17 protein-coding genes and 1 pseudogene are annotated in these 19,743 nt (G+C 61.3%); 11 read left to right on the top strand and 7 right to left on the bottom strand.

The annotated features are described in order from the left end of the window. Nucleotides 1-80 precede the first annotated feature (80 nt). The 3 genes and pseudogenes from PQR27_RS39405 to PQR27_RS29735 all read left to right on the top strand — a co-directional run bounded on the left by PQR27_RS39405 (nt 81) and on the right by PQR27_RS29735 (nt 2,843). Entirely contained in the window at nt 81-446 is a 366-nt protein-coding gene (locus PQR27_RS39405; RefSeq protein ID WP_459251662.1) for an aspartate-alanine antiporter-like transporter, read from the top strand. Beyond that, nucleotides 338-958: pseudogene (locus PQR27_RS29740) on the top strand (aspartate-alanine antiporter-like transporter); the annotation flags it as partial. The gene PQR27_RS39405 and the pseudogene PQR27_RS29740, both read left to right, overlap by 109 nt. A 172-nt stretch (nt 959-1,130) precedes the next feature. Continuing rightward, entirely contained in the window at nt 1,131-2,843 is a 1,713-nt protein-coding gene (locus PQR27_RS29735) for an IlvD/Edd family dehydratase (protein ID WP_408527156.1), read from the top strand. A 7-nt stretch (nt 2,844-2,850) separates the two neighbouring features. Here the strand turns inward: PQR27_RS29735 and PQR27_RS29730 are convergent, their stop codons facing one another. Further along, complete coding sequence (locus tag PQR27_RS29730; protein ID WP_408528342.1) at nt 2,851-3,057, bottom strand: hypothetical protein; 207 nt, start codon at nt 3,055-3,057, stop codon at nt 2,851-2,853. 110 nt (nt 3,058-3,167) lie between these two features. Between PQR27_RS29730 and PQR27_RS29725 the strand changes: the two genes are divergently transcribed. The 3 genes from PQR27_RS29725 to PQR27_RS29715 all read left to right on the top strand — a co-directional run bounded on the left by PQR27_RS29725 (nt 3,168) and on the right by PQR27_RS29715 (nt 7,613). Continuing rightward, on the top strand, nt 3,168-4,043 hold the full coding sequence (locus PQR27_RS29725; RefSeq protein WP_408527155.1) for a LysR family transcriptional regulator: 876 nt from the start codon (nt 3,168-3,170) through the stop codon (nt 4,041-4,043). Nucleotides 4,044-4,438: 395 nt separating this feature from the next. Then, nucleotides 4,439-5,956, top strand: a complete 1,518-nt coding sequence (locus PQR27_RS29720; RefSeq protein ID WP_408527154.1) for a CoA-acylating methylmalonate-semialdehyde dehydrogenase — start codon at nt 4,439-4,441, stop codon at nt 5,954-5,956. 244 nt (nt 5,957-6,200) lie between these two features. Continuing rightward, nucleotides 6,201-7,613 (top strand): purine-cytosine permease family protein, encoded by a 1,413-nt coding sequence (locus PQR27_RS29715; RefSeq protein ID WP_408527153.1) that lies wholly within the window; start codon nt 6,201-6,203, stop codon nt 7,611-7,613. A gap of 191 nt (nt 7,614-7,804) precedes the next feature. Here the strand turns inward: PQR27_RS29715 and PQR27_RS29710 are convergent, their stop codons facing one another. After that, the gene (locus tag PQR27_RS29710; protein ID WP_408527152.1) at nt 7,805-8,731 is read right to left on the bottom strand and encodes a LysR family transcriptional regulator; all 927 of its coding nucleotides are present in this window, start codon (nt 8,729-8,731) and stop codon (nt 7,805-7,807) included. A gap of 205 nt (nt 8,732-8,936) precedes the next feature. On the opposite strand from PQR27_RS29710, the gene PQR27_RS29705 reads away from it, so the two are divergent. From PQR27_RS29705 to argE, 4 genes are read left to right on the top strand one after another with little or no spacing between them, the layout of a single operon-like run. Continuing rightward, nucleotides 8,937-10,286: a flavin-containing monooxygenase gene (locus PQR27_RS29705; protein ID WP_408527151.1), complete on the top strand. Its 1,350-nt coding sequence runs from the start codon at nt 8,937-8,939 to the stop codon at nt 10,284-10,286. Beyond that, on the top strand, nt 10,286-10,717 hold the full coding sequence (locus PQR27_RS29700; protein ID WP_408527150.1) for a RidA family protein: 432 nt from the start codon (nt 10,286-10,288) through the stop codon (nt 10,715-10,717). The genes PQR27_RS29705 and PQR27_RS29700 overlap by 1 nt, the downstream gene beginning before the upstream one ends. 9 nt (nt 10,718-10,726) lie before the next feature. Beyond that, complete coding sequence (locus PQR27_RS29695) at nt 10,727-11,404, top strand: DUF1028 domain-containing protein (RefSeq protein WP_408527149.1); 678 nt, start codon at nt 10,727-10,729, stop codon at nt 11,402-11,404. After that, nucleotides 11,397-12,560: an acetylornithine deacetylase gene (gene argE, locus PQR27_RS29690; protein ID WP_408527148.1), complete on the top strand. Its 1,164-nt coding sequence runs from the start codon at nt 11,397-11,399 to the stop codon at nt 12,558-12,560. Before PQR27_RS29695 ends, argE begins: the two co-directional genes overlap by 8 nt. A gap of 32 nt (nt 12,561-12,592) precedes the next feature. On the opposite strand, the gene PQR27_RS29685 is transcribed toward argE, so the two are convergent. The 5 genes from PQR27_RS29685 to PQR27_RS29665 all read right to left on the bottom strand — a co-directional run bounded on the left by PQR27_RS29685 (nt 12,593) and on the right by PQR27_RS29665 (nt 17,738). Next, nucleotides 12,593-13,594, bottom strand: coding sequence for a transketolase family protein (locus PQR27_RS29685; protein WP_408527147.1), 1,002 nt, complete (start codon nt 13,592-13,594; stop codon nt 12,593-12,595). Further along, a complete protein-coding gene (locus PQR27_RS29680) occupies nt 13,591-14,436 on the bottom strand; it encodes a transketolase (protein ID WP_408527146.1) in 846 nt (281 codons plus the stop codon). The genes PQR27_RS29685 and PQR27_RS29680 overlap by 4 nt, the downstream gene beginning before the upstream one ends. 39 nt (nt 14,437-14,475) lie before the next feature. After that, nucleotides 14,476-15,807 (bottom strand): MFS transporter, encoded by a 1,332-nt coding sequence (locus PQR27_RS29675; protein ID WP_408527145.1) that lies wholly within the window; start codon nt 15,805-15,807, stop codon nt 14,476-14,478. A gap of 76 nt (nt 15,808-15,883) precedes the next feature. Next, entirely contained in the window at nt 15,884-16,633 is a 750-nt protein-coding gene (locus PQR27_RS29670; RefSeq protein ID WP_408527144.1) for an SDR family NAD(P)-dependent oxidoreductase, read from the bottom strand. 208 nt (nt 16,634-16,841) lie between these two features. Further along, the gene (locus PQR27_RS29665) at nt 16,842-17,738 is read right to left on the bottom strand and encodes a LysR substrate-binding domain-containing protein (protein ID WP_408527143.1); all 897 of its coding nucleotides are present in this window, start codon (nt 17,736-17,738) and stop codon (nt 16,842-16,844) included. 421 nt (nt 17,739-18,159) lie between these two features. Here PQR27_RS29665 and PQR27_RS29660 point away from each other — a divergent pair, with 421 nt between their 5' ends. After that, on the top strand, nt 18,160-19,704 hold the full coding sequence (locus PQR27_RS29660; protein ID WP_408527142.1) for an ATP-binding cassette domain-containing protein: 1,545 nt from the start codon (nt 18,160-18,162) through the stop codon (nt 19,702-19,704). Nucleotides 19,705-19,743: the final 39 nt, after the last annotated feature.

Below are 19,743 nucleotides of genomic sequence, written 5' to 3'. Positions count from 1 at the left end.
GGGGAGAAGCGCCGGCGCCCGCCGGGTGGCGTCTGGCGTTCTTTATCTGGTTCCCTTCAGTCTCTCCGCGCCTGGCACGCTTGCGTAGCAATCAGGCCGCATCCGGTTCCGACCCCTTCTACGCGGTTGGGTATTCATCCGGCCCGCAGTTCTTTGCGTCGCTCCATCGCAAGACGCTCCGCGAGTTCGCGCTTGCCGCATTCCTTGCATTCTCGGCACTCTTTATCGTGGTCGCCTGCGCCAGGCTATTCCACCTGAACAAAGGCCTCGCAGCGGGCCTGGCGGCCGGTGCGTTGACACAGTCAGCTATTGTCGGCACGGCCGGAGACGCGATCGCGACGTCATTACGTTCTACGGATCTCCTGAGAACACCAAACGGGCGGTCGAGGCAGCGGGCTATGACTTGCCCAGTTCGGATAAAACCGACTTCGTTTACCTGGGACTAGGTCTGGTCTTTGGTCTGCTGCTAGGGCTGGTCGTATTCTATGTCGATGGTTTCGCGTTGACGCTCGGCGCAGGCGGGGGCTGCCTTCTGATGGGGCTGATATTTGGCTGGCTGCGCGGCAAATATCCTATGCATGGGGCAATGCCCTCGGCGGCCTCGCAACTGTTAAAGGATTTCGGGTTGTCTGCATTCGTCGCTGCGGTTGGCCTCAATTCCGGGATGCAGGCGCTCTTAACGATCCGACAAAGTGGGTTCACCATTTTATTGCTCGGTATATTTGTCGCGCTGTTTCCGCTAGTGCTTACCATGCTGTTCGGTCGCTACGTCTTGCGCTACGACAACTCAGCCTTGCTCGCTGGTGCATTGGCCGGCTCACGTGCCGCAAATCCGGCATTCGGCCAGGTGCTGGACAAGTCAGAAAGTGCGGTGGCTACGATGCCATTTGCGGTCACGTATGCAATCGCAAATGTGTTGCTGGCGTTGCTGGGGCCTCTGCTCGTCGAGCTTGTTTGAGGTGACTGCATCTCGATGATCGGTGATCAGCAGGTAGCAATGGCGCAATGTCCCTTCATTGATTACCATCAGAACACGGCCAGTGAGGCTCGGAATACGGGCATCGCTCGCGCCAGGACGATTCCATTAGATAGGGCATCACCTCATCACAAGGGTTTCCGGGAGACAGGACATGCGCAAGCTCCGTTCGCAAAGCTGGTTCGGCAGGAAAGACAAGGATGGATTTATTCACCGCTCGTGGATGAAAAACCAGGGCATTCCGCACGACGAATTCGACGGTCGCCCGGTGATCGGCATCTGCAATACGTGGTCGGAACTCACACCGTGCAACGCGCATTTCCGCGAACTCGCCGAGTACGTGAAAAAAGGCGTGCACGAAGCGGGTGGTTTGCCGCTTGAGTTTCCGGTGATGTCGCTGGGCGAATCCAATCTGCGCCCTACCGCGATGCTGTTTCGCAATCTCGCTTCGATGGATGTCGAGGAGTCGATTCGCGGCAATCCGATGGATGGCGTGATCCTGCTGGTGGGTTGCGACAAGACCACGCCTGCGCTGCTGATGGGCGCGGCGTCGTGCAATCTGCCGGCGCTGGCGGTGTCAGGCGGCCCGATGCTGAACGGCCGGTTCCGCGGCAAGCAAATTGGCTCGGGCACGGGCGTCTGGCAAATGTCGGAGGAAGTGCGCGCCGGCACGATGACGCAGGAAGAATTCACCGAAGCCGAGTCGTGCATGAACCGCTCGCGCGGCCATTGCATGACGATGGGCACGGCTTCGACGATGGCGTCGATGGTGGAATCGCTCGGCATGGGGTTGCCGCATAACGCGGCGATTCCGGCGGTCGATGCACGTCGCCAGGTGCTCGCGCATCTGGCGGGACGACGCATTGTCGATATGGTCCGCGAAGATCTGACGATGGACAAGATCCTCACGCGTCAGGCGTTTGAAAACGCGATCCGCACGAATGCGGCAATTGGTGGGTCGACCAATGCGGTTGTGCATCTGATCGCACTGGCCAAGCGGATTGGCGTGGAGTTATCGCTTGAAGACTGGGAGCTGGGCTCGAACGTGCCGTGCCTGGTGAATCTGCAACCGTCAGGCGAATACCTGATGGAAGACTTCTACTACGCGGGCGGCCTGCCGGCAGTGTTGAAGCAACTCGGCGAACAGGGGCTGCTGCATAAAGACGCGCTGACTGTGAACGGCAAAACGCTCTGGGACAACGTGTGCAACGCGCCAAACCATGACGAGAAGGTCATCACGACGTTCGCCGAGCCGTTCAAGCCGAAGGCGGGCATTGCAGTGCTCAGGGGCAACCTCGCGCCGAATGGCGCGGTGATCAAGCCGTCTGCGGCAACACAGTCTTTACTCAAACATCGCGGTCGTGCGGTGGTGTTCGAGAACGTCGAAGAGTTGCACGCCAAAGTCGATGATGATTCGCTCGATATCGACGAGCACTGCATCATGGTGCTAAAAGGCGCGGGGCCGAAAGGCTACCCGGGTTTCGCTGAAGTGGGCAACATGCCGCTGCCAAAGAAGGTGCTTGAAAAAGGCATCACCGACATGGTCCGCATCTCGGACGGCCGCATGAGCGGCACGGCATATGGCGCGGTGGTGCTGCACGTATCGCCTGAAGCGGCAGCGGGCGGCCCGCTCGCGCTCGTCCAGACCGGCGACATGATCGAGCTTGACGTCGAAGCACGCCGTCTGCATCTGGACGTCAGCGACGAGGAACTCGCGCGCCGTCGCGCGCAATGGCAGGCGCCGGATCTGCCCAAGCGCGGTTACTACAGGCTCTACGTCGAGCACGTGCTGCAGGCGGACCAGGGCGCGGATCTGGACTTCCTGGTCGGAGCGAGTGGCGCACCTGTGCCGCGCGACTCACACTAGCGCTGACTCATAAGTTCGGCCAGCGCTTGCGCGAGACGACGGCGAAGCTCACCGCGATCGCGCCGGTCGTCGCGCGACGAGGTGTGTCGGGTATCGCATCGCCGAAACGGGGCCGACGACCTGGCTCACTGCGGGGATCGGGACTATGGACTGAGGCCGCGTCAGGTTCGCCATCGGTGACGGATTGACGGGCCGCCCGCGTCCGGCGGCTCATCGGGTTCTGAAAGGACATGGTGGATCACTCCGGGAGGACATGCCCTTATTGAACGCTTCGCCTATTAATTAGTAAAATGAATGTTTTGATCCATACGATAACTTGACGGAATGGAACTGAAATTGCTGAGGACGTTTCTGACGGTTGCCGACCTGCGCCATTTCGGTCGCGCGGCGGATGCGCTGCACATGAGCCAACCGGCGCTCAGCAAGCAGATCGGCGCGTTGGAGGCAAGCCTCGGTGGCAAGTTGTTCGAGAGGGGGCGGCACGGCGCGGAGCTCACGCTGTTTGGCGAGCGCTTCCTGCCCGATGCGCAGGCACTTGTACGCGACGCGGATGAGATCCTGTTGCGAGCGAGAGAGGCAAGCAGCGGCCGGCTTGGTCATTTGCGCATCGGTCTCTGTCTGTCCGTGCTAACGGTCGTGCCGCAACTGATCGCCGATTTCCGTCGGCAACATCCCGGCGTCGCCGTTACGCTATGCGATCTTTCTTCCGCCGAACAAACGCGCCGCCTGCTGGCAGGCAAGCTGGATGCAGGCTTCCTGCGCTTGCCGGTCGCGGACGGTTTGTCGTCGTTCAGTATGATCGACGAAGCACTTGCGCTGGCGTTGCCGCCAGACCTTGGGTACACACGGCTCCCGGCCGATCTCGGCGTGCTCAATGAAATCGGCTTCGTCGCGTTGCAGCGCACGCGCGGCCCTGGGCTCGCCGCACAGATCGACCGGTGGTGCCTCGAACGCCGCTTTGTGCCGAACGTGACGCAGTACGCGGAAGACGTGCAGTCGGTCCTCGCGTCAGTCGTCGCCGGAGTAGGCGTCGCGTTCATTCCTTCGCGTGCGCAGCATTTGCTGCGTGATGCAACGGTGCTGAAGCTTCAGGGTAAAGAAGCGAAGTGGCGCGTGGGACTCGCATGGCCGTCGGTGCGCGTCAATCCCATTACGACGCGCTTTGTGTCGTTCGTGCGCGCCGCGGCGAAAGGTGGTTGATCAGCGCGCCCCGTTGCCGCGGGATATGTCAGTTTGCATTCGCGTTTAGCAATACCATCCCGTGTATGCGCCGATCGACGACAGGCAGTGACCAGCCCTGAGCCCTTTAGCCACTGTTTCCTGTCGGGCAAAACAAGCCAGGAAGTGAGCGCCGGGCGGAAACAGCTAACAGTCCCTATCGATAACGTCGCAACAGCTTCCAAGCCCTGTGCTCACGCGGTGCGCCTTGTTGATCCGCGACCGGGTTTCGCTGACCTTGCACGGGAAGTCGCTTGACTCGCCGAAAGGGATCGATGCGATGTCATTAACGTCGCGCGACATCAAGCGGCGACGAGCGTACGCTGCATGGGAAGGCGTGGCGTGGTCAGCGCCCGCATCCCCCCATCGGAGGACATATGAGCGAAGCAAATCAAGGCGCCGTGCGCGAGCTGAGTCATTTCATCGACGGTCAATGCGCCTCGGGCGCAAGCGGGCGGTTCGCCGACGTATACGATCCGGCGCAAGGCCGGGTGTCGGCCCGTGTGCCGGTCGCAAACGAAGCTGAAGTCGACGCCGCCGTCGCCGCTGCGACAGCCGCGTTCCCGGCGTGGAGCGAAACCCCGCCGCTGAAGCGCGCGCGTTTGATGTTCAAGTTCAAGGAACTGCTTGAGGCGCACAGCGACGAACTCGCCGAGCTCATTACACGCGACCACGGCAAGCTGTTTGACGACGCGAAGGGTGAGGTGGTGCGCGGTATCGAAATCGTCGAATTCGCGTGCGGCATTCCGAGCCTGCTTAAGACCGAGTTCACCGATCAGATCAGCGGCGGCATCGACAACTGGAATCTGCGTCAACCGCTCGGCGTGGCCGCGGGCGTCACGCCGTTCAATTTTCCCATGGTGGTGCCGTGCTGGATGTTCGTGATGGCGGCCGCGTGCGGCAACACGTTCATACTCAAGCCCTCGGAGCGCACGCCGTCGGCATCGATCCGGCTTGCCGAGCTGTTCATCGAAGCGGGTTTTCCCAAGGGTGTCTTCAATGTCCTGCATGGCAGCAAGGCCGTCGTCGATGGGTTGATCCAGCACCCCGATGTCGTCGCGATGTCTGTCGTCGCCTCGACGCCGGTCGCTGAATACATCTACAGCGAAACCGCCAAGCGCGGCAAGCGCGTGCAGGCGTTGGGCAGTGCGAAGAATCATCTGGTCGTGATGCCCGACGCCAATCTCGATCAGGCCGTGGATGCATTGATCAACTCGTCGTATGGCTCAGCCGGCGAGCGCTGCATGGCAACCTCGGTCGCGGTGGCGGTGGGGCGTATTGGCGATGAGCTGGTCGAGCGCCTCGTGCCGCGCGTGCGCTCGCTCAGGATCGGCGGCGGCATGGAGCCCGATCTGGACATGGGGCCGCTCATCAGCGCCGCGCATCGCACGAAAGTGTTGGGCTACATCGAAGCAGGCGTCGCGGCGGGTGCCCGGCTCGTCGTCGATGGTCGCGGGCATACCGTGTCCGGCCGCGAAGAGGGCTTCTTTTTAGGCGGCTCGCTCTTTGACGATGTGAAACCGGATATGCGCATCTATCGGGAAGAGATTTTCGGGCCGGTCCTCTCGGTGGTCCGTGTGCCTGATCTCGCGAGTGCGATCGCACTCGTCAACGCGCACGAACTGGGCAACTGCGTATCGCTGTTCACCTCCGACGGCAGTGCGGCGCGCACGTTCTCCCGGCAGATTCATATCGGCATGGTGGGCATCAACATACCGAGTCCGGTGCCGCCGGCGTGGCATTCGTTCGGGGGCTGGAAGCGCTCGCTGTTCGGCGATCATCACGCATACGGCGAGGAAGCCGTGCGCTTCTACACGCACTACAAGAGCGTCATGCAGCGCTGGCCCGATAGCATCGCCAAAGGCGCGGAATTCACGATGCCCGTAGCCAGGTAAGCCTATCCGCGCGGCGCGCCACCCCGCGACGCGCCACTCCACCCTCCATATGCTGCACACCCCACGCCGGCGCTTGCATCGAAAAAATCTATGCAGCGCATCGGTAAACAGTGTTGGTCAAAGAAATATGGCCTAAGTAAATTGGTTTGACACATGGGGCGCTGGCCAATCGATCGCCGACGTCAACGCCCTGGTCACCAAATTATCGAGCGCGACCGCGCAACACGTATGAAGGGAGGGTGATATGGGCGACAGCCGAAGTGCAGTTCCACTGATCGAAAAGCACACCATCGGTTACGTTCCGCACGAGGAACGACATGGAAAGGTACGTGACCTGTTCACGCTGTGGTTCGGGGGAAACATCGCACCGCTACCCATCGTGACGGGAGCGCTCGGCGTACAGATCTACCATCTAAACCTGTTCTGGGGCGTGATTGCCATTCTGGTCGGACAGGCGATTGGCGGCATTCTCATGGCGCTGCATTCGGCCCAGGGGCCGCAGATGGGTATCCCTCAGATGATACAAAGCCGTGCCCAGTTCGGCTCGTGGGGTGCGCTCCTCGTGACGGTGATTGCCGGCGTGATGTATGTCGGTTTCTTCGCATCGAACATCGTGCTGGCCGGCAAGTCGCTGCATGGCATCGAGTCATCGATTCCGGTTCCTGTTGGGATCGTGATCGGCGCGCTGGGCTCGGGACTCATTGGCATAGTCGGATACCGCTTTATCCACATTCTCAACAGGATCGGCACGTGGGTTCTGGGCATTGGCATTGTGGTCGGCTTTGCCTATATCTTTACTCACGTGGCGACCGCCGATTTTCTGACGCGAGGCGGCTTTAATTTTGCCGGCTGGCTGGCGACCGTTTCCCTCTCGGCACTCTGGCAAATTGCGTTTGCCCCGTACGTCTCGGACTATTCACGGTACCTGCCGGCTAACGTTGGCGTCGGCGCTACGTTTTGGGCGACATATCTTGGCTGCACGCTTGGGTCGACACTCGCGTTCGTGTTTGGCGCGGTTGCCGTGCTCGCCGTAGCGCCCGGAGCGGACACCATGGACGCCGTGAAACTGTCGACGGGTACGATAGGGCCCTTCATGCTCGTTCTGTTTCTGCTGAGTGTCATCAGTCACAATGCACTCAATCTCTACGGCGCGGTGCTGTCGGTTATCACTTCCTTGCAGACCTTTGCCTACCGCTGGATTCCGACCGCAAAATCACGCGCCGTCCTGTCTTTCATTATTCTGGCAGCTTGCTGTTTCGCGGCAGTTGGCGCGTCGAAGGACTTCATTGGTCATTTCGTCGACCTGGTGCTGGCCTTGCTCGTCGTACTCGTTCCGTGGACGGCGATCAACCTGATCGATTTCTACATGATTCACAAGGGTCGATACGATATCGATTCGATATTCCGGGTCGACGGCGGCATTTATGGACGATTCAATTCGCAGGCGCTGATTGCCTACGCTATCGGCATCGTCGTGCAGATCCCTTTCATGAACACGCCAATCTATGTCGGGTCTTTCTCTTCGCACCTGAACGGCGCTGACCTGTCGTGGCTGGTGGGGATCGTGGTGACGGCGCCTCTGTACTATTGGCTCGCCACACGGGATACGGCCTATCGCCGCCGCCTGAATCAGCAGCCCTCTGTGTCGATCCGCTAGAACTTGCTTGTAGTTGGCATTGCAGGCAGCGACATACTCCCCGTCGCTGCGTTTTCAACAGTGTGAGCGCGAACTCGCGACAGCACGTCATCCAGAAACGCTTCAATCTGCTGCCGAAGGTGCGACCTCTGGCGCCGGGCGACTTCCGGCGCTGGCGGTCGCATTTTTTTGCTGTGCGAAAACGTGGCCGCTCATTGATCGATATGCAAACGCCGGATATACGACTCGCAGAACGTCGCGAAGCGCCGCACGACCTGACGCGGCTTCATGGCGCTGGCCTGCGCGATGCCGAGCGTGGTGGCATTCACGTCTTCCTTGAACCGCTTGATGACGAAGTCCTCGCCGTCCACGGTGCGATTCGATTTGAGCGGGAAATTGAGGATGCTATAACCGAGTCCATTCGCCACCATGCCGCGTACCACTTCCGGCTGCGATGAACGGAATGCAGCGATGGGCCGGCTGCCCACGGCATCGAACAAGGCGGAAAAATACTCGCGGCTGTGTGGCAGATCCAGCATCACATAGGGTTCCGGCAGGAGTTCCGCGAGCGAGACTTTACGGGCGCGCGCGAGCCGGTGCGTCTTCGGCAGGATCACATAGGGCGGCAGCGACAGCAGCGGGGTGAAGGTGATGTCCTCATTGATGTCGAGGCTATAGGTCAGGGCGATGTCGAGTGAGCCATCGTGCAGGCCGCTCAGCAGCGTGTCCTGGTGCGCCTCCACCGTGCGAAAGGCGATACCCGCATGGTCCTGCACGAAGCGGCTGATGATGCCCGGCATCAGCGGCGGGGCGAGCGAAACGAGGCAGCCGAGCGAGATGGTGCCCGTCATGCCGCCGTCCATTTCTTTTGCCGCTAACTGCAAGTCTTCCGCATTCTTCAGCAGATTACGCGCGTGCCCGAGCAGGTCGCGGCCCGCCTGCGTGAGTGACAGCCCACTCGCGTGATGGCGAATGAAAAGCTGCACGCCGAACGACTCTTCGAGATCCGCTAGCGCTGTCGAAACGGACGGCTGCGAGATATGCAGGCGTTTTGCCGCGGCAGTGAAAGATAGCGCTTCCGCCGTTACGACGAAATATCGCAGTTGGCGCAGCGAATAACGCAACGGATTGCTTTCCATCCGCAAATCTCCTTGAAGCACCCGGGGTGCATGCATTGTGCGCCACGAAAGAAAGCTCTGCATAGAAAAAAACGATGCTATGTATTTTTTAAATATGTTTTTCCGAATCAAGTGGCGGGCGTACATTTTCCTCATGGTTAAGCGTCAACGAAAGAGGCGGCCGTTGCCGGGCTGAACCAGAACCGCTTTTCAAAAGGAAACAGCGATGACAGCTGAAAACATGTCGATAGATACGCTTGTGGTTGGCGCCGGTCAGGCCGGCGTGGCCATGAGTGAGCACCTGAGCAAACTCGGGGTGCCGCACCTCGTGCTGGAACGTGATCGTATTGCCGAACGCTGGCGCACAGGGCGGTGGGATTCGCTGGTGGCCAACGGTCCGGCCTGGCACGACCGGTTCCCGGGTCTTGCATTCGACGATCTCGACGCGGACGCCTTTGCGCCGAAAGAACGGGTCGCGGACTATTTTGAAGCCTATGCGAGGAAGTTCGACGCCCCCATCCGTACGGGTGTGGAAGTGACGAGCGTGGTACGCAATGCAGGCCGGCCGGGATTCACCGTTGAAACCTCCATCGGCGTGGTCGAGGCCAATCGCGTGGTGGTTGCAACTGGACCGTTCCAGCGCCCGGTTATCCCGCCGATCGCTCCGAAACACGGGACGCTCACCCAGATCCACTCCGCCGACTATCGCAATCCCGGGCAACTGCCCGAGGGAGGTGTTCTGGTGGTCGGTGCCGGGTCGTCCGGGGTGCAGATCGCGGACGAGTTGCAGCGTGCCGGCAAGAAGGTCTACCTCTCGGTCGGTCCGCACGATCGTCCGCCACGCGCCTATCGCAGCCGTGACTTCTGCTGGTGGCTTGGCGTGCTCGGCGAATGGGACAAGGAAGCGGCGATACCCGGTAAGGAACACGTGACGATTGCGGTAAGCGGTGCGCGCGGCGGCCATACCGTCGACTTCCGGCGGCTCGCCAGTCAGGGGATGACGCTTGTCGGCCTGACGAAGACATTCGACGACGATGTCGTGACCTTCGAAGCGGATCTCGCAGTCAACCTTGCTCGTGGCGACGAGAACTATCTGTCGCTGCTGGATGCTGCGGATGCCTATATTGCCCGCAATGGTCTCGACCTGCCGGAAGAACCTGAAGCCCGCAATACTCTGCCGGATCCGGTCTGCGTGACTCATCCGATTCTCGAGCTCGATCTGGCGGAAGCCGGCGTGACATCGATCGTCTGGGCGACCGGGTATGCAGTCGATTACGACTGGCTGCATGTCAACGCCTTTGACGCAAAGGGCAAGCCGCAACATCAACGCGGTGTTTCAACGGAGCCCGGCGTCTATTTCCTGGGTCTGCCGTGGCTGGCGCGTCGCGGCTCCACGTTTATCTGGGGCGTTTGGCACGATGCAAAGCATATTGCCGACCACATCGCTACGCAGCGCAAATACCTCTCCTACCGTGATGCTTCGCAGCGTCAGGCTGAGAAATGTCGAAAGGAAACGCCTGCCGGCACATACGCCGAATCGCAGGTTCAACAACTCAACGAATTGGGAGTGAATTGATGCCTACTCATACACGCATCCGCATGTTCAACACCAAGGATACGTATCCGAACCAGTCGCTGGATAACGATCTTTGTCAGGCCGTTCGCGCGGGTAATACCGTCTATGTGCGTGGCCAGGTGGGCACGGATTTCGAAGGTCGTCTGGTGGGCCTCGGCGATCCGCAGGCCCAGGCCGGGCAGGCGATGAAAAACGTCAAGCAACTGCTTGCGGAGGCCGGCAGCGACCTGACCCATATCGTCAAGACCACGACCTACCTGACCGACCCGCGCTATCGCGAGCCGGTGTACCAGGAGGTCGGCAAGTGGCTCAAGGGCGTGTTTCCCATTTCCACGGGCCTTGTTGTTACCGCGCTGGGCCAGCCGCAGTGGTTGATGGAGATCGATGTGATCGCGGTGATCCCGGATGGCTGGCAGGCGAAGCAGGTTTAAGGAGCAGGCATGACATTCTCGATCATCGGACGGTGTCCGGAGACCGGCCAGCTTGGCATCGCTATCAGCTCGTCCAGTATCGCGGTGGGTGCCCGATGCCCCTGGTTACGCGCCGGCGTGGGGGCGGTGGCGACCCAGAACGTGACGCTGCCTGCTCTCGGCCCGCAGATTCTCGAACTCCTTGAAGACCCGCGATTCGAGCCTGCGGCGGCTCTCGACCGGGCGCTCGGCGCCGATCGTTGGAGCCAGTATCGGCAGGTGACGGTGATCGATAGTCAGGGCCGCACCGCGTTTTTTAGCGGTAAGGAGGCGCTGGGCACGCATCACGCCGTGGCGGGTCGGCAGTGTGTTGCCGCGGGCAATTTATTGGCGGGTGTCGAGGTTATCGAGGCGATGGTTCTCGCGTTCGAGAATGCGCCCGGGATGCTTGCCGGCCGCCTGCTGCTGGCCATGCATGCCGCCATGGCAGCCGGCGGTGAAGCGGGGCCCGTGCACTCGGCAGCGCTCAAGGTAGTCGGCGACCTGAGCTGGCCGATCGTCGATCTACGGATCGACTGGGCGGATAAAGACCCCATCGGCCAGCTGGGCGGTCTCTGGCAAGCCTATCGACCGCAGATGCAGGACTATCTGACCCGGGCGTTGAATCCGACGGCAGCGCCCAGCTATGGAGTGCCGGGCGATGCATGAAGTGTCCAGCCGCGCCCTGCTCGAGCGGCTAATCGGTTTCGCTACGGTCAGCCGGGATTCCAATCTGGAACTCATCGCTTTCATCCGCGATTACCTGGAGGCTCTCGGAGTGCAAAGCGAGATCTTCTACAATTCAGAGCGCACCAAGGCCAACCTGTTTGCCACCATCGGTCCTTCTGATCGAGGCGGGGTTGTGCTGTCCGGCCATACGGATGTCGTGCCTGTAGACGGGCAGGCCTGGACTGTGGAGCCGTTCCGTCTCACGGAGAAAGACGCACGCTTGTACGGTCGCGGCACAGCCGACATGAAGGGCTTTATCGCTTCAGTGTTAGCGGCGGTCCCCGTCTTTCTGAAGCAGCCTTTGAAAGTACCTGTACATCTTGCTTTCTCCTACGACGAGGAAGTGGGATGCCTGGGCGTGCGGCCGATGTTGGCGGAACTGGCAAAGCGTGCGCACAAGCCGCGTCTGTGCCTGATCGGTGAACCTACTGGCTTGAAACCGGTGCTCGGTCACAAGGGCAAGCTGGCCATGCGCTGCCAGGTGAAGGGGGCAGCCTGTCATTCCGCCTACGCACCCTATGGCGTCAATGCGATCGAATATGCGGTGCGACTGATCGGCCGCTTAGGCGAGATCGGTGTGCAACTGGCACAGCCCGAACATCACGATCAGCGCTTTGATCCGCCATTCACGACGGTGCAGACCGGCCTTATCAAAGGCGGTCGGGCGCTGAACATTGTGCCGGCCGAATGCGAGTTTGATTTTGAGGTACGCGCGCTGCCGGGCTTCGACGCTCAGAAGGTATCGGATGAGCTGCAGACCTATGCCGAGGTTGAACTGCTGCCGGCAATGCGTTCGGTGCAGGCGGACACTGACATTCGCCTGCAGCCGCTGAGCGCCTACCCAGGACTCGCCACGTCGCCCGACAGCGAAGCAGCGCGCCTGTTGGCGTTGTTGAGCGGTTCGTCGGAATTCGGTACCGTGGCCTTCGGCACCGAGGGTGGACTGTTCGACGAGGCGGGTATTCCGACGGTAGTGTGCGGGCCGGGCAGCATGGATCAAGGGCACAAGCCCGACGAGTTTATTACGCTTGAGCAACTGACTCATTGCGATGCCATGCTGGTTCGCCTGGCCGAATATCTGCGGGGGGCTTTCTGATCCTGGCGCAGGAAGCCCCCGGTCACACCGACTCAGGACACCCACCCCTTGATCGCTTCGGCCATCGTGGACGTCGAGATGCCGTAGCGATCGTGCAGTGTCGGCAGCGCGCCGGCCGCGAGGAACGCATCGGGCAATCCCACCTGCCTGAACGCGCAAGTGACGCCCGCGCGCATCAGCTCGGCTGCAACCGCTTCGCCCAGGCCACCGATCGTCGTATGGTTCTCGGCCACCACCACGAGTCGTCCTGAGCGCTTCGCTTCGCGCACGATCGTTGCCGTGTCGAGCGGTTTGATCGTGGGCACGTGGAGCACGCCTACGCCGATCCGGTCGCTTTCGAGCACCTTTGCCACTTCGAGCGCGCGCATCGTCATGATGCCGGACGAGATGATCAGCACTTCGGCGCCGTCGCGCAGCATCTTCGCCTTGCCGAGTTCGAAGCTGTAGTCGTATTCGTCGAGCACCGCGGGCACATTGCCGCGTAACAGGCGGGCATAAACGGGGCCCTTGTGCGCGGCAATCGCGGGCACCATCTGCTCGATGTCGAGTGCATCGCACGGATCGATGACCGTCATGTTCGGCATCGCGCGCATCAGTGCGAGATCTTCGGCGGCCTGGTGGCTAGGACCGTAACCCGTCGTGAGACCCGGCAGCGCGCAGACGATCTTCACGTCGAGATTGTCTTCGGCGATGGCCTGATGCATGAAGTCATAGGCACGGCGCGTGGCGAATACCGCATACGTGGTGACGAACGGTTGCGCGCCTTCGTGCGCGAAGCCGGCCGCCGCGCCCATCAGCAACTGCTCCGCCATGCCCATCTGATAGAAGCGCTCGGGAAATTCTTTGGCGAAGATATGCAGGTCCGTGTACTTGCCGAGGTCGGCTGTCATGCCGATCACGTTCGTCTTCTGGCGCGCCAGTTCCACCAGTGCATGACCAAAAGGCGCGGAGCGCGTGACCTGTCCTTCACCGGCGATCGATGCAATCATCGCCGAGGTCTTCAGGCGCGGTTTGTTCAACGTTGCGTTGCTCATGCTTGTCTCCCTGCTTCGAGTGCCTGCAGCGCCAATTGCCATTCGTGGGCATCGACGCGGATAAAGTGATTCTTCTCGCGTGCTTCGAGGAACGGCACGCCGCAGCCCATGCGCGTATCTGCGATGATCATGCGCGGTTGCGCGACGGGATGCTGGCGGGCTGCATCGAACGCGGCTGCGACGGCGGCGATATCGTTGCCATCGACCCGTTGCGTGAACCAGCCGAACGCCTGCAGTTTTTCGACGAGCGGCTCGAATGCCATGATCTGCGACGAAGGGCCGTCGGCCTGCTGGTTGTTCACGTCGACCACGGCGATCAGGTTGTCGAGCTTCCAGTGGCTCGCGGACATGATGCCTTCCCAGATCGCGCCTTCGTCGAGTTCGCCATCGGAGAACAGCGTGTACACGAACGAAGCGGAATTCTTGCGTTTGAGTCCGAGGCAGCGGCCGACCGCGATGGTCAAGCCGTGGCCGAGCGAGCCGCCGGACATCTCCATGCCCGGCGTGTAGCTGGCCATGCCGGACATCGGCAGCCGGCTATCGTCGCTGCCATACGTTTCGAGTTCTTCGGCGGGCAGAATGCCTGCTGCGAGCAGCGCCGCATACAGTGCAATCGCATAGTGGCCATTGGACAGCAGGAAGCGGTCGCGATCTTCCCACTCGGGGTCCTCCGGGCGATAGCGCATGGAGCCGAAATAGGCGACGGCCAGCACGTCGGCGATATCGAGCGCCTGCCCGATGTAGCCCTGGCCCTGGACTTCACCCATCAACAGGGCGTTTCTGCGGATACGGTAAGCGTGTTCGGCAAGTTCTGCCGTTGACGCGGTGGATGGACTGTTCATGTCGTCTCCTGTGAACATTCAAAAAGTTTGAAAGAGGGTTCAGCGGTTCACTGACTTCGCGGGCACAAGAAAGACCAGGCAGGCGCCGAGCGTCACGGCCGTCGAGATGAAAATCAGCCCCGCGGTCGATTTGCCTGTCAGGTCGTTGAGCCACCCCACGATCGCCGGCGAAAAGAAGCCTGCGAGATTGGCGAAACAGTTGACAGCCGCGATCCCGGCCGCGGCGGACATACCGCCGAGCAACGCCGTCGGCAACGACCAGAACTGCGAAGACGACGCGAGAATGCCGGCTGCCGCAATGCTCAGACAGACGATCGATGCCGGGACGCTGCCAAGGGTCGGCAGTACGGCGAAACCCGCGGCGGCGACGAGCATCGGGATGGCCAGGTGAAGCCGTCGCTCACGGCGGCGGTCCGCGCTCATGCCGACCAGCGGCAGGGCGATGATTGCGCACAGATAGGGAATCGCGGTGAACACGCCCACCCAGAGCGGATCGGCGACGCCAGACTTACGGATGATGGTCGGCAGCCAGAAGGTCAGGCCGTACTGGCCGAGCACCACGCAGAAGTAGATCGATGCCATCAGCCACAAGCGGCGGTCACCGATAAACGACTTGACGGACAGATGGGCGGTTTTGTGTTCGTTATCGCCGGCAACATTGCGTGCGAGCAGATTCTTTTCGGTGTCCGTCAGCCACTTTGCCTTGGCAATGCTGTCGTCGAGATAGAGTAGGATCGCGATCCCGAGTACCAGCGACGGCAGCGCTTCGAGCAGGAACAGCCATTTCCAGCCGGACAGATTCATCGCGCCTTGCAGCGAGTGCATGATCCAGCCCGACAGCGGGCCGCCAATCATGCCGGCGAGCGGAATCGCCATGAAGAACAGCGACAACGCCTTGGCCCGGCGCGCAGCGGGAAACCAGTACGTCAGATAGAGAATCACACCCGGTGCGAAGCCCGCTTCCGCGACGCCGAGCAGAAAACGCAGCGCATAGAAGGCCATGGGCGACTTCACGAACACGAAGCACGCGGAGATCACCGCCCATGTCAGCATGATGCGCGCAAGCCATTTGCGCGCGCCAACGCGATGGAGGACCAGGTTGCTCGGTACTTCGAAGAGGAAGTAGCCGAGAAAGAAGATGCCCGCACCCATGCCGTAGACAGTTTCGCTAAAGCGCAAATCGTTGAGCATCTGCAGCTTTGCAAAGCCGACGTTGACCCGGTCGAGATAAGCGCCCAGGTAGCAGAGCATCAGGAACGGGATGAGCCGGCGGCTGACTTTCGCGTAGGTCCTGGACTCGAAGTCCGTGGAATCGGTGGCCTGTGGCAGCGCGTCGCTGCCAACCGGCGAAACGGTGTACTTCGCTTTCATGTTCTGTCTCCTTCCATGACCCCGGGTGAGCCCGGGTGCCTGAGATACAGCGCGGCCGCGGAGGCGGCCGTTGTCTTCAATGAATGAGCATGCCGCCATTCACGTCGAGCGTGATGCCCGTGAGATACGTCGAGAGGTCGCTCACGAGAAAGAGGCAGGCATTCGCGACATCGTCTGCAACGCCGAGCCGCCCGAGCGGAATGCCCTTGATGATGTCGACCCGCATCTCGTCGGTGAGCTTGCCACCGGTGATGTCGGTCTGGATCAGGCCCGGCGTGATCGAATTCACGCGAATGGTGTCGGGGCCGAACTCGCGGGCCATCGCGCGAGCGAGACCGAGGACGCCCGCTTTCGCGGCGCTATAGTGCGGACCGCCGAAAATGCCGCCGCCGCGCTGAGCCGATACCGACGACATGCAGACGATGCTGCCGCTTTTCTGCTCCTTCATGACCGGCAATACGGCCTGCGACATATAGAGCGTGCCGCGCAGATTGACATCGACGATCGCGTCGAAGCCCTCGGCAGTGATGTCCAGTGTGCGCACCGGCTGAGTGATGCCGGCGTTGTTGATCAGGCCGTCGATGCGGCCATAGCGGTCGAGTGCCGCCTTTGCGGCCTTCACACAGGCGGCTTTGTCGGTGACGTCGCAGGCGAGACCGAGATGCGCGTCGCCGAGGTCGGCGGCCGCGCTTTGTGCGTCTTCTTCGCGAAGATCGAGGATGACGATACGCGCACCCTGTGCGGCCAGCGCCTTTGCGGTCGCCTTGCCGATTCCGCGCGGCGAAGCCGCACCCGTTACGATGACAACCTTGTTTTCGAGCAGCATCTTTGTCTCCTGAGTGTTGATGTGATGACTCAAGTGTCTGCTGCGCCGCCAGTTGTATCAACGCCGTACCGCTCAACTATGCTTGAGAAATTTTCAGGTGAACCGCCGCGCGAATGCGATGGCTGGTGCAGCGACCGTATCGCCGCGGCGCGAGGCCCCGCAGTTTCATACGAGTGCTGGAATACCCTGGGGCCGATCGAAGCGGATGCTAAACAGTGCGATCCTTGCGGCCGATTTCCCGCTCGATCCACGCGATGAACCGCATAACGCGTGGCAACTCGGCGTTCTGCGGTGGATAGACCAGATGATGCGCGCCAACCTCGACGGCGTAGGTAGTGTCGAATACCGGCACAAGTACCCCTTCCTTGATCCGTACTGACGCGAGCATCAGGCTTTCGAGCGCGATGCCGAGGCCGAGCGCGGCCGTTTCGAGCGACATGTAAGAGCGGTCGAAAGAGAAGTCGAAGCTTTTATGGGCGGCGGATACGCCGGTGCGGCCGAACCACTGCTTCCACTGGACGAGGGGTGTTTCCGAATAGATCAGGCGGTGCGTCAGCAGATCTTCGGGCGTGTTGACCGGATGTTTCTCCAGATATCCCGGCGACGCGAGTGGTGCAATGAATTCGTTGCGCAGCGTTTTCACTTCCAGGTCACGCCAGTTCGCATAGCCGTGACGCAAGTCGATGTCGTAATAACCGCTCGTAAACGATACGTCTTCATACGAGCAGGCCAGGTTCAGCTGGATATCCCCGTTGGCTTCCTGGAACGACTCGAGCCGTGGCAGCAGCCACATGAGCCCGAAACTGGGGCTGGAGTGCACGCGCAGGATATCGACGTCGGCGCGGCTCGATGCCCGCTCGGTGGCCCTGCTCAAGTCCGCCAGCGACCCCGTGACGTCGGACAGGTAACGCTCGCCTGTTGGCGTCAGCACAAGCCCCCGCCCCGCGCGATAGAACAACGGCTGACCGATGATCGACTCGAGATTGCTGATCTGATGGCTCACCGCCGAGGCGGTCAAGCCGAGTTCCTCGGATGCACGGTTGACGCTCTTTGTTCGGGCCACGCTCTCGAACGCGATGATGGCTTTCACCGGGGGAATACGCATAGTGAAATTTTTTTCAGATGCAGTTGAATGAAACCGCCTTGTTCGCATGTCACATGCGCTGCCATTCTGTGGGCAAGCCGCGCAACAGCGCAACCTGAAGACCTCCTGGTGCTGACCCGGCGGTTTCGGGCAGCTAAGCGGCAGACCAAAAACACATGGCGCAGTGCAACAACTGCGTAGGAGACTGCAATGAATTATCCGTCTTTCCTGCTGAAAGAGCGATCGAGCGATCGCTCTTTCAGCAAGCTCTCCTGCCGCTTCGTTCCCCGTCCTGATCGATGACGTCGAGACGCCCTGATGGGCGTCCGTTGCCTCTGATGTCGGAGGCGCCACGCATGATCGTCGCGTTCACTCACAACACTCGTTCGGAAAACGAAACAGGTGTGGGGTGCCGCGTGGAAATCGCGCAAGGAGACAACACATGACTGAGTCACAGTATCTGTTGACGGCACGTTCGATCGTCAAGAGTTTCGGACCCACAAGCGTACTGAAGGGCTTCGATCTTTCGATCGCCGCGGGCGAAGTGCATGCTTTTCTGGGCGGCAACGGCGCCGGCAAATCGACGCTCATCAAGATCATCTCCGGTCAGTTCGAGCGCGACGGCGGCACACTCGAATTCGACGGAGCCGCGCTCGGCGCCTCGGTTGGCACGCATGTCGAGGCGGGCGCGATTGCGGTGGTGAATCAGGAACTCGCGCTTCTACCGCATCTATCCGTGGCTGAGAACATTGCCATGCCACGCTTGCGGCGCGGTACGGCGAAATATAGCGAGCGCGCGTCGATGGCGATCGCGATCGACGCGCTATCGCTGATCGATCCGCACTTCGCGCGAGAGTCGGCAGGGCGGCTCGTGAGCGGGTTGACGCTGCACGAGCGTCAACTGGTGGAGATCGCCCGTGCGCTCGGCTCGGGTGCGAAGCTACTGTTGCTCGACGAACCAACGGCCAATCTGACCGCGGCAGAGACGGGCCGGCTCTTCGCCGTGATACGCCGGCTGATCGCCGATACGGGCCTCGCCGTGTTGTTCGTTTCGCACCGGATGCGCGAGATCCGGCAGATCGCGGACGTCTGCACGATCATCCGCGACGGCAAGACTGCGGTCGATCGCGCGGCGCTCGATGCGATCACGGACCGCGAAATCATCGAATGCATGGGACAAAGCGTGGTGGTCGACGATGCGGCGGCGAGCGTGGCGGAGTCGGCGGACTCGGCGCATGCAGGCGAGGCCGCCGGGCAGGAGCGCGACCACGGCGAGCAGATCGGGAACGGTAGCGCGCTTCGCATCGAACGTGAAGGCGTCGCGATCGACGTTCCCGCAGGCGCGATCGTCGGGCTGGCGGGTGCGCCGGTTGGCCCATCGTCGCTGATCGACGCACTCACCGGAATCGCGCCGGCGGGTGCATGGGCCATCACACGTGACGGCGCCCGCGTCAGCTACTCACACCCTTCCGCCGGCGCGCGCGACGGTGTCGGCTTCGTCTCGGGCGACCGCTCGAACAAGGGCATCCTCGCCACGCTGCCGATCGTCGACAACCTCGTCGCCGCTGCGCGCGTGGTCGATCGGCGCAGTGTCGTCAGGCGTGCGGAGATGGAGCAGGGCACGCACTTACTCGAGGCGCTGAAGATCCGCGCGGGCTCGCTGTGGGATCTGCCCGCGACCTTGAGCGGCGGCACTCAGCAAAAGCTGCTGATCGCGCGCTGGCTATTGCTGCGGCCACGGTTGCTGGTGCTCGAAGAACCGACCCGTGGCGTGGACATTCGCACCAAGCGTGAAATCTACGCGCTGATTCGCAAGATGGCGCAGCAGGGCACGACGATTGTCTGGTGGTCGACCGAATACATCGAGCTCGTCGAACTGTGCGACACGGTGCTGGCGTTCGACCTTGATGGCAAGCCGACCGAAGTCTTGCGGCATGCCGACGTCAATGAAACGCAACTGGCCGCTGCGACGGGCATGGCTGCCTGAACCCGGCTCACCCAAGAATGACATTTATCTGGAGACAGT

Origin of the sequence: Paraburkholderia fungorum (genome assembly GCF_046027215.1) — a bacterium.
Classification (GTDB): domain Bacteria; phylum Pseudomonadota; class Gammaproteobacteria; order Burkholderiales; family Burkholderiaceae; genus Paraburkholderia; species Paraburkholderia fungorum_D.
This window is presented reverse-complemented; position numbering and strand designations above follow the sequence as displayed.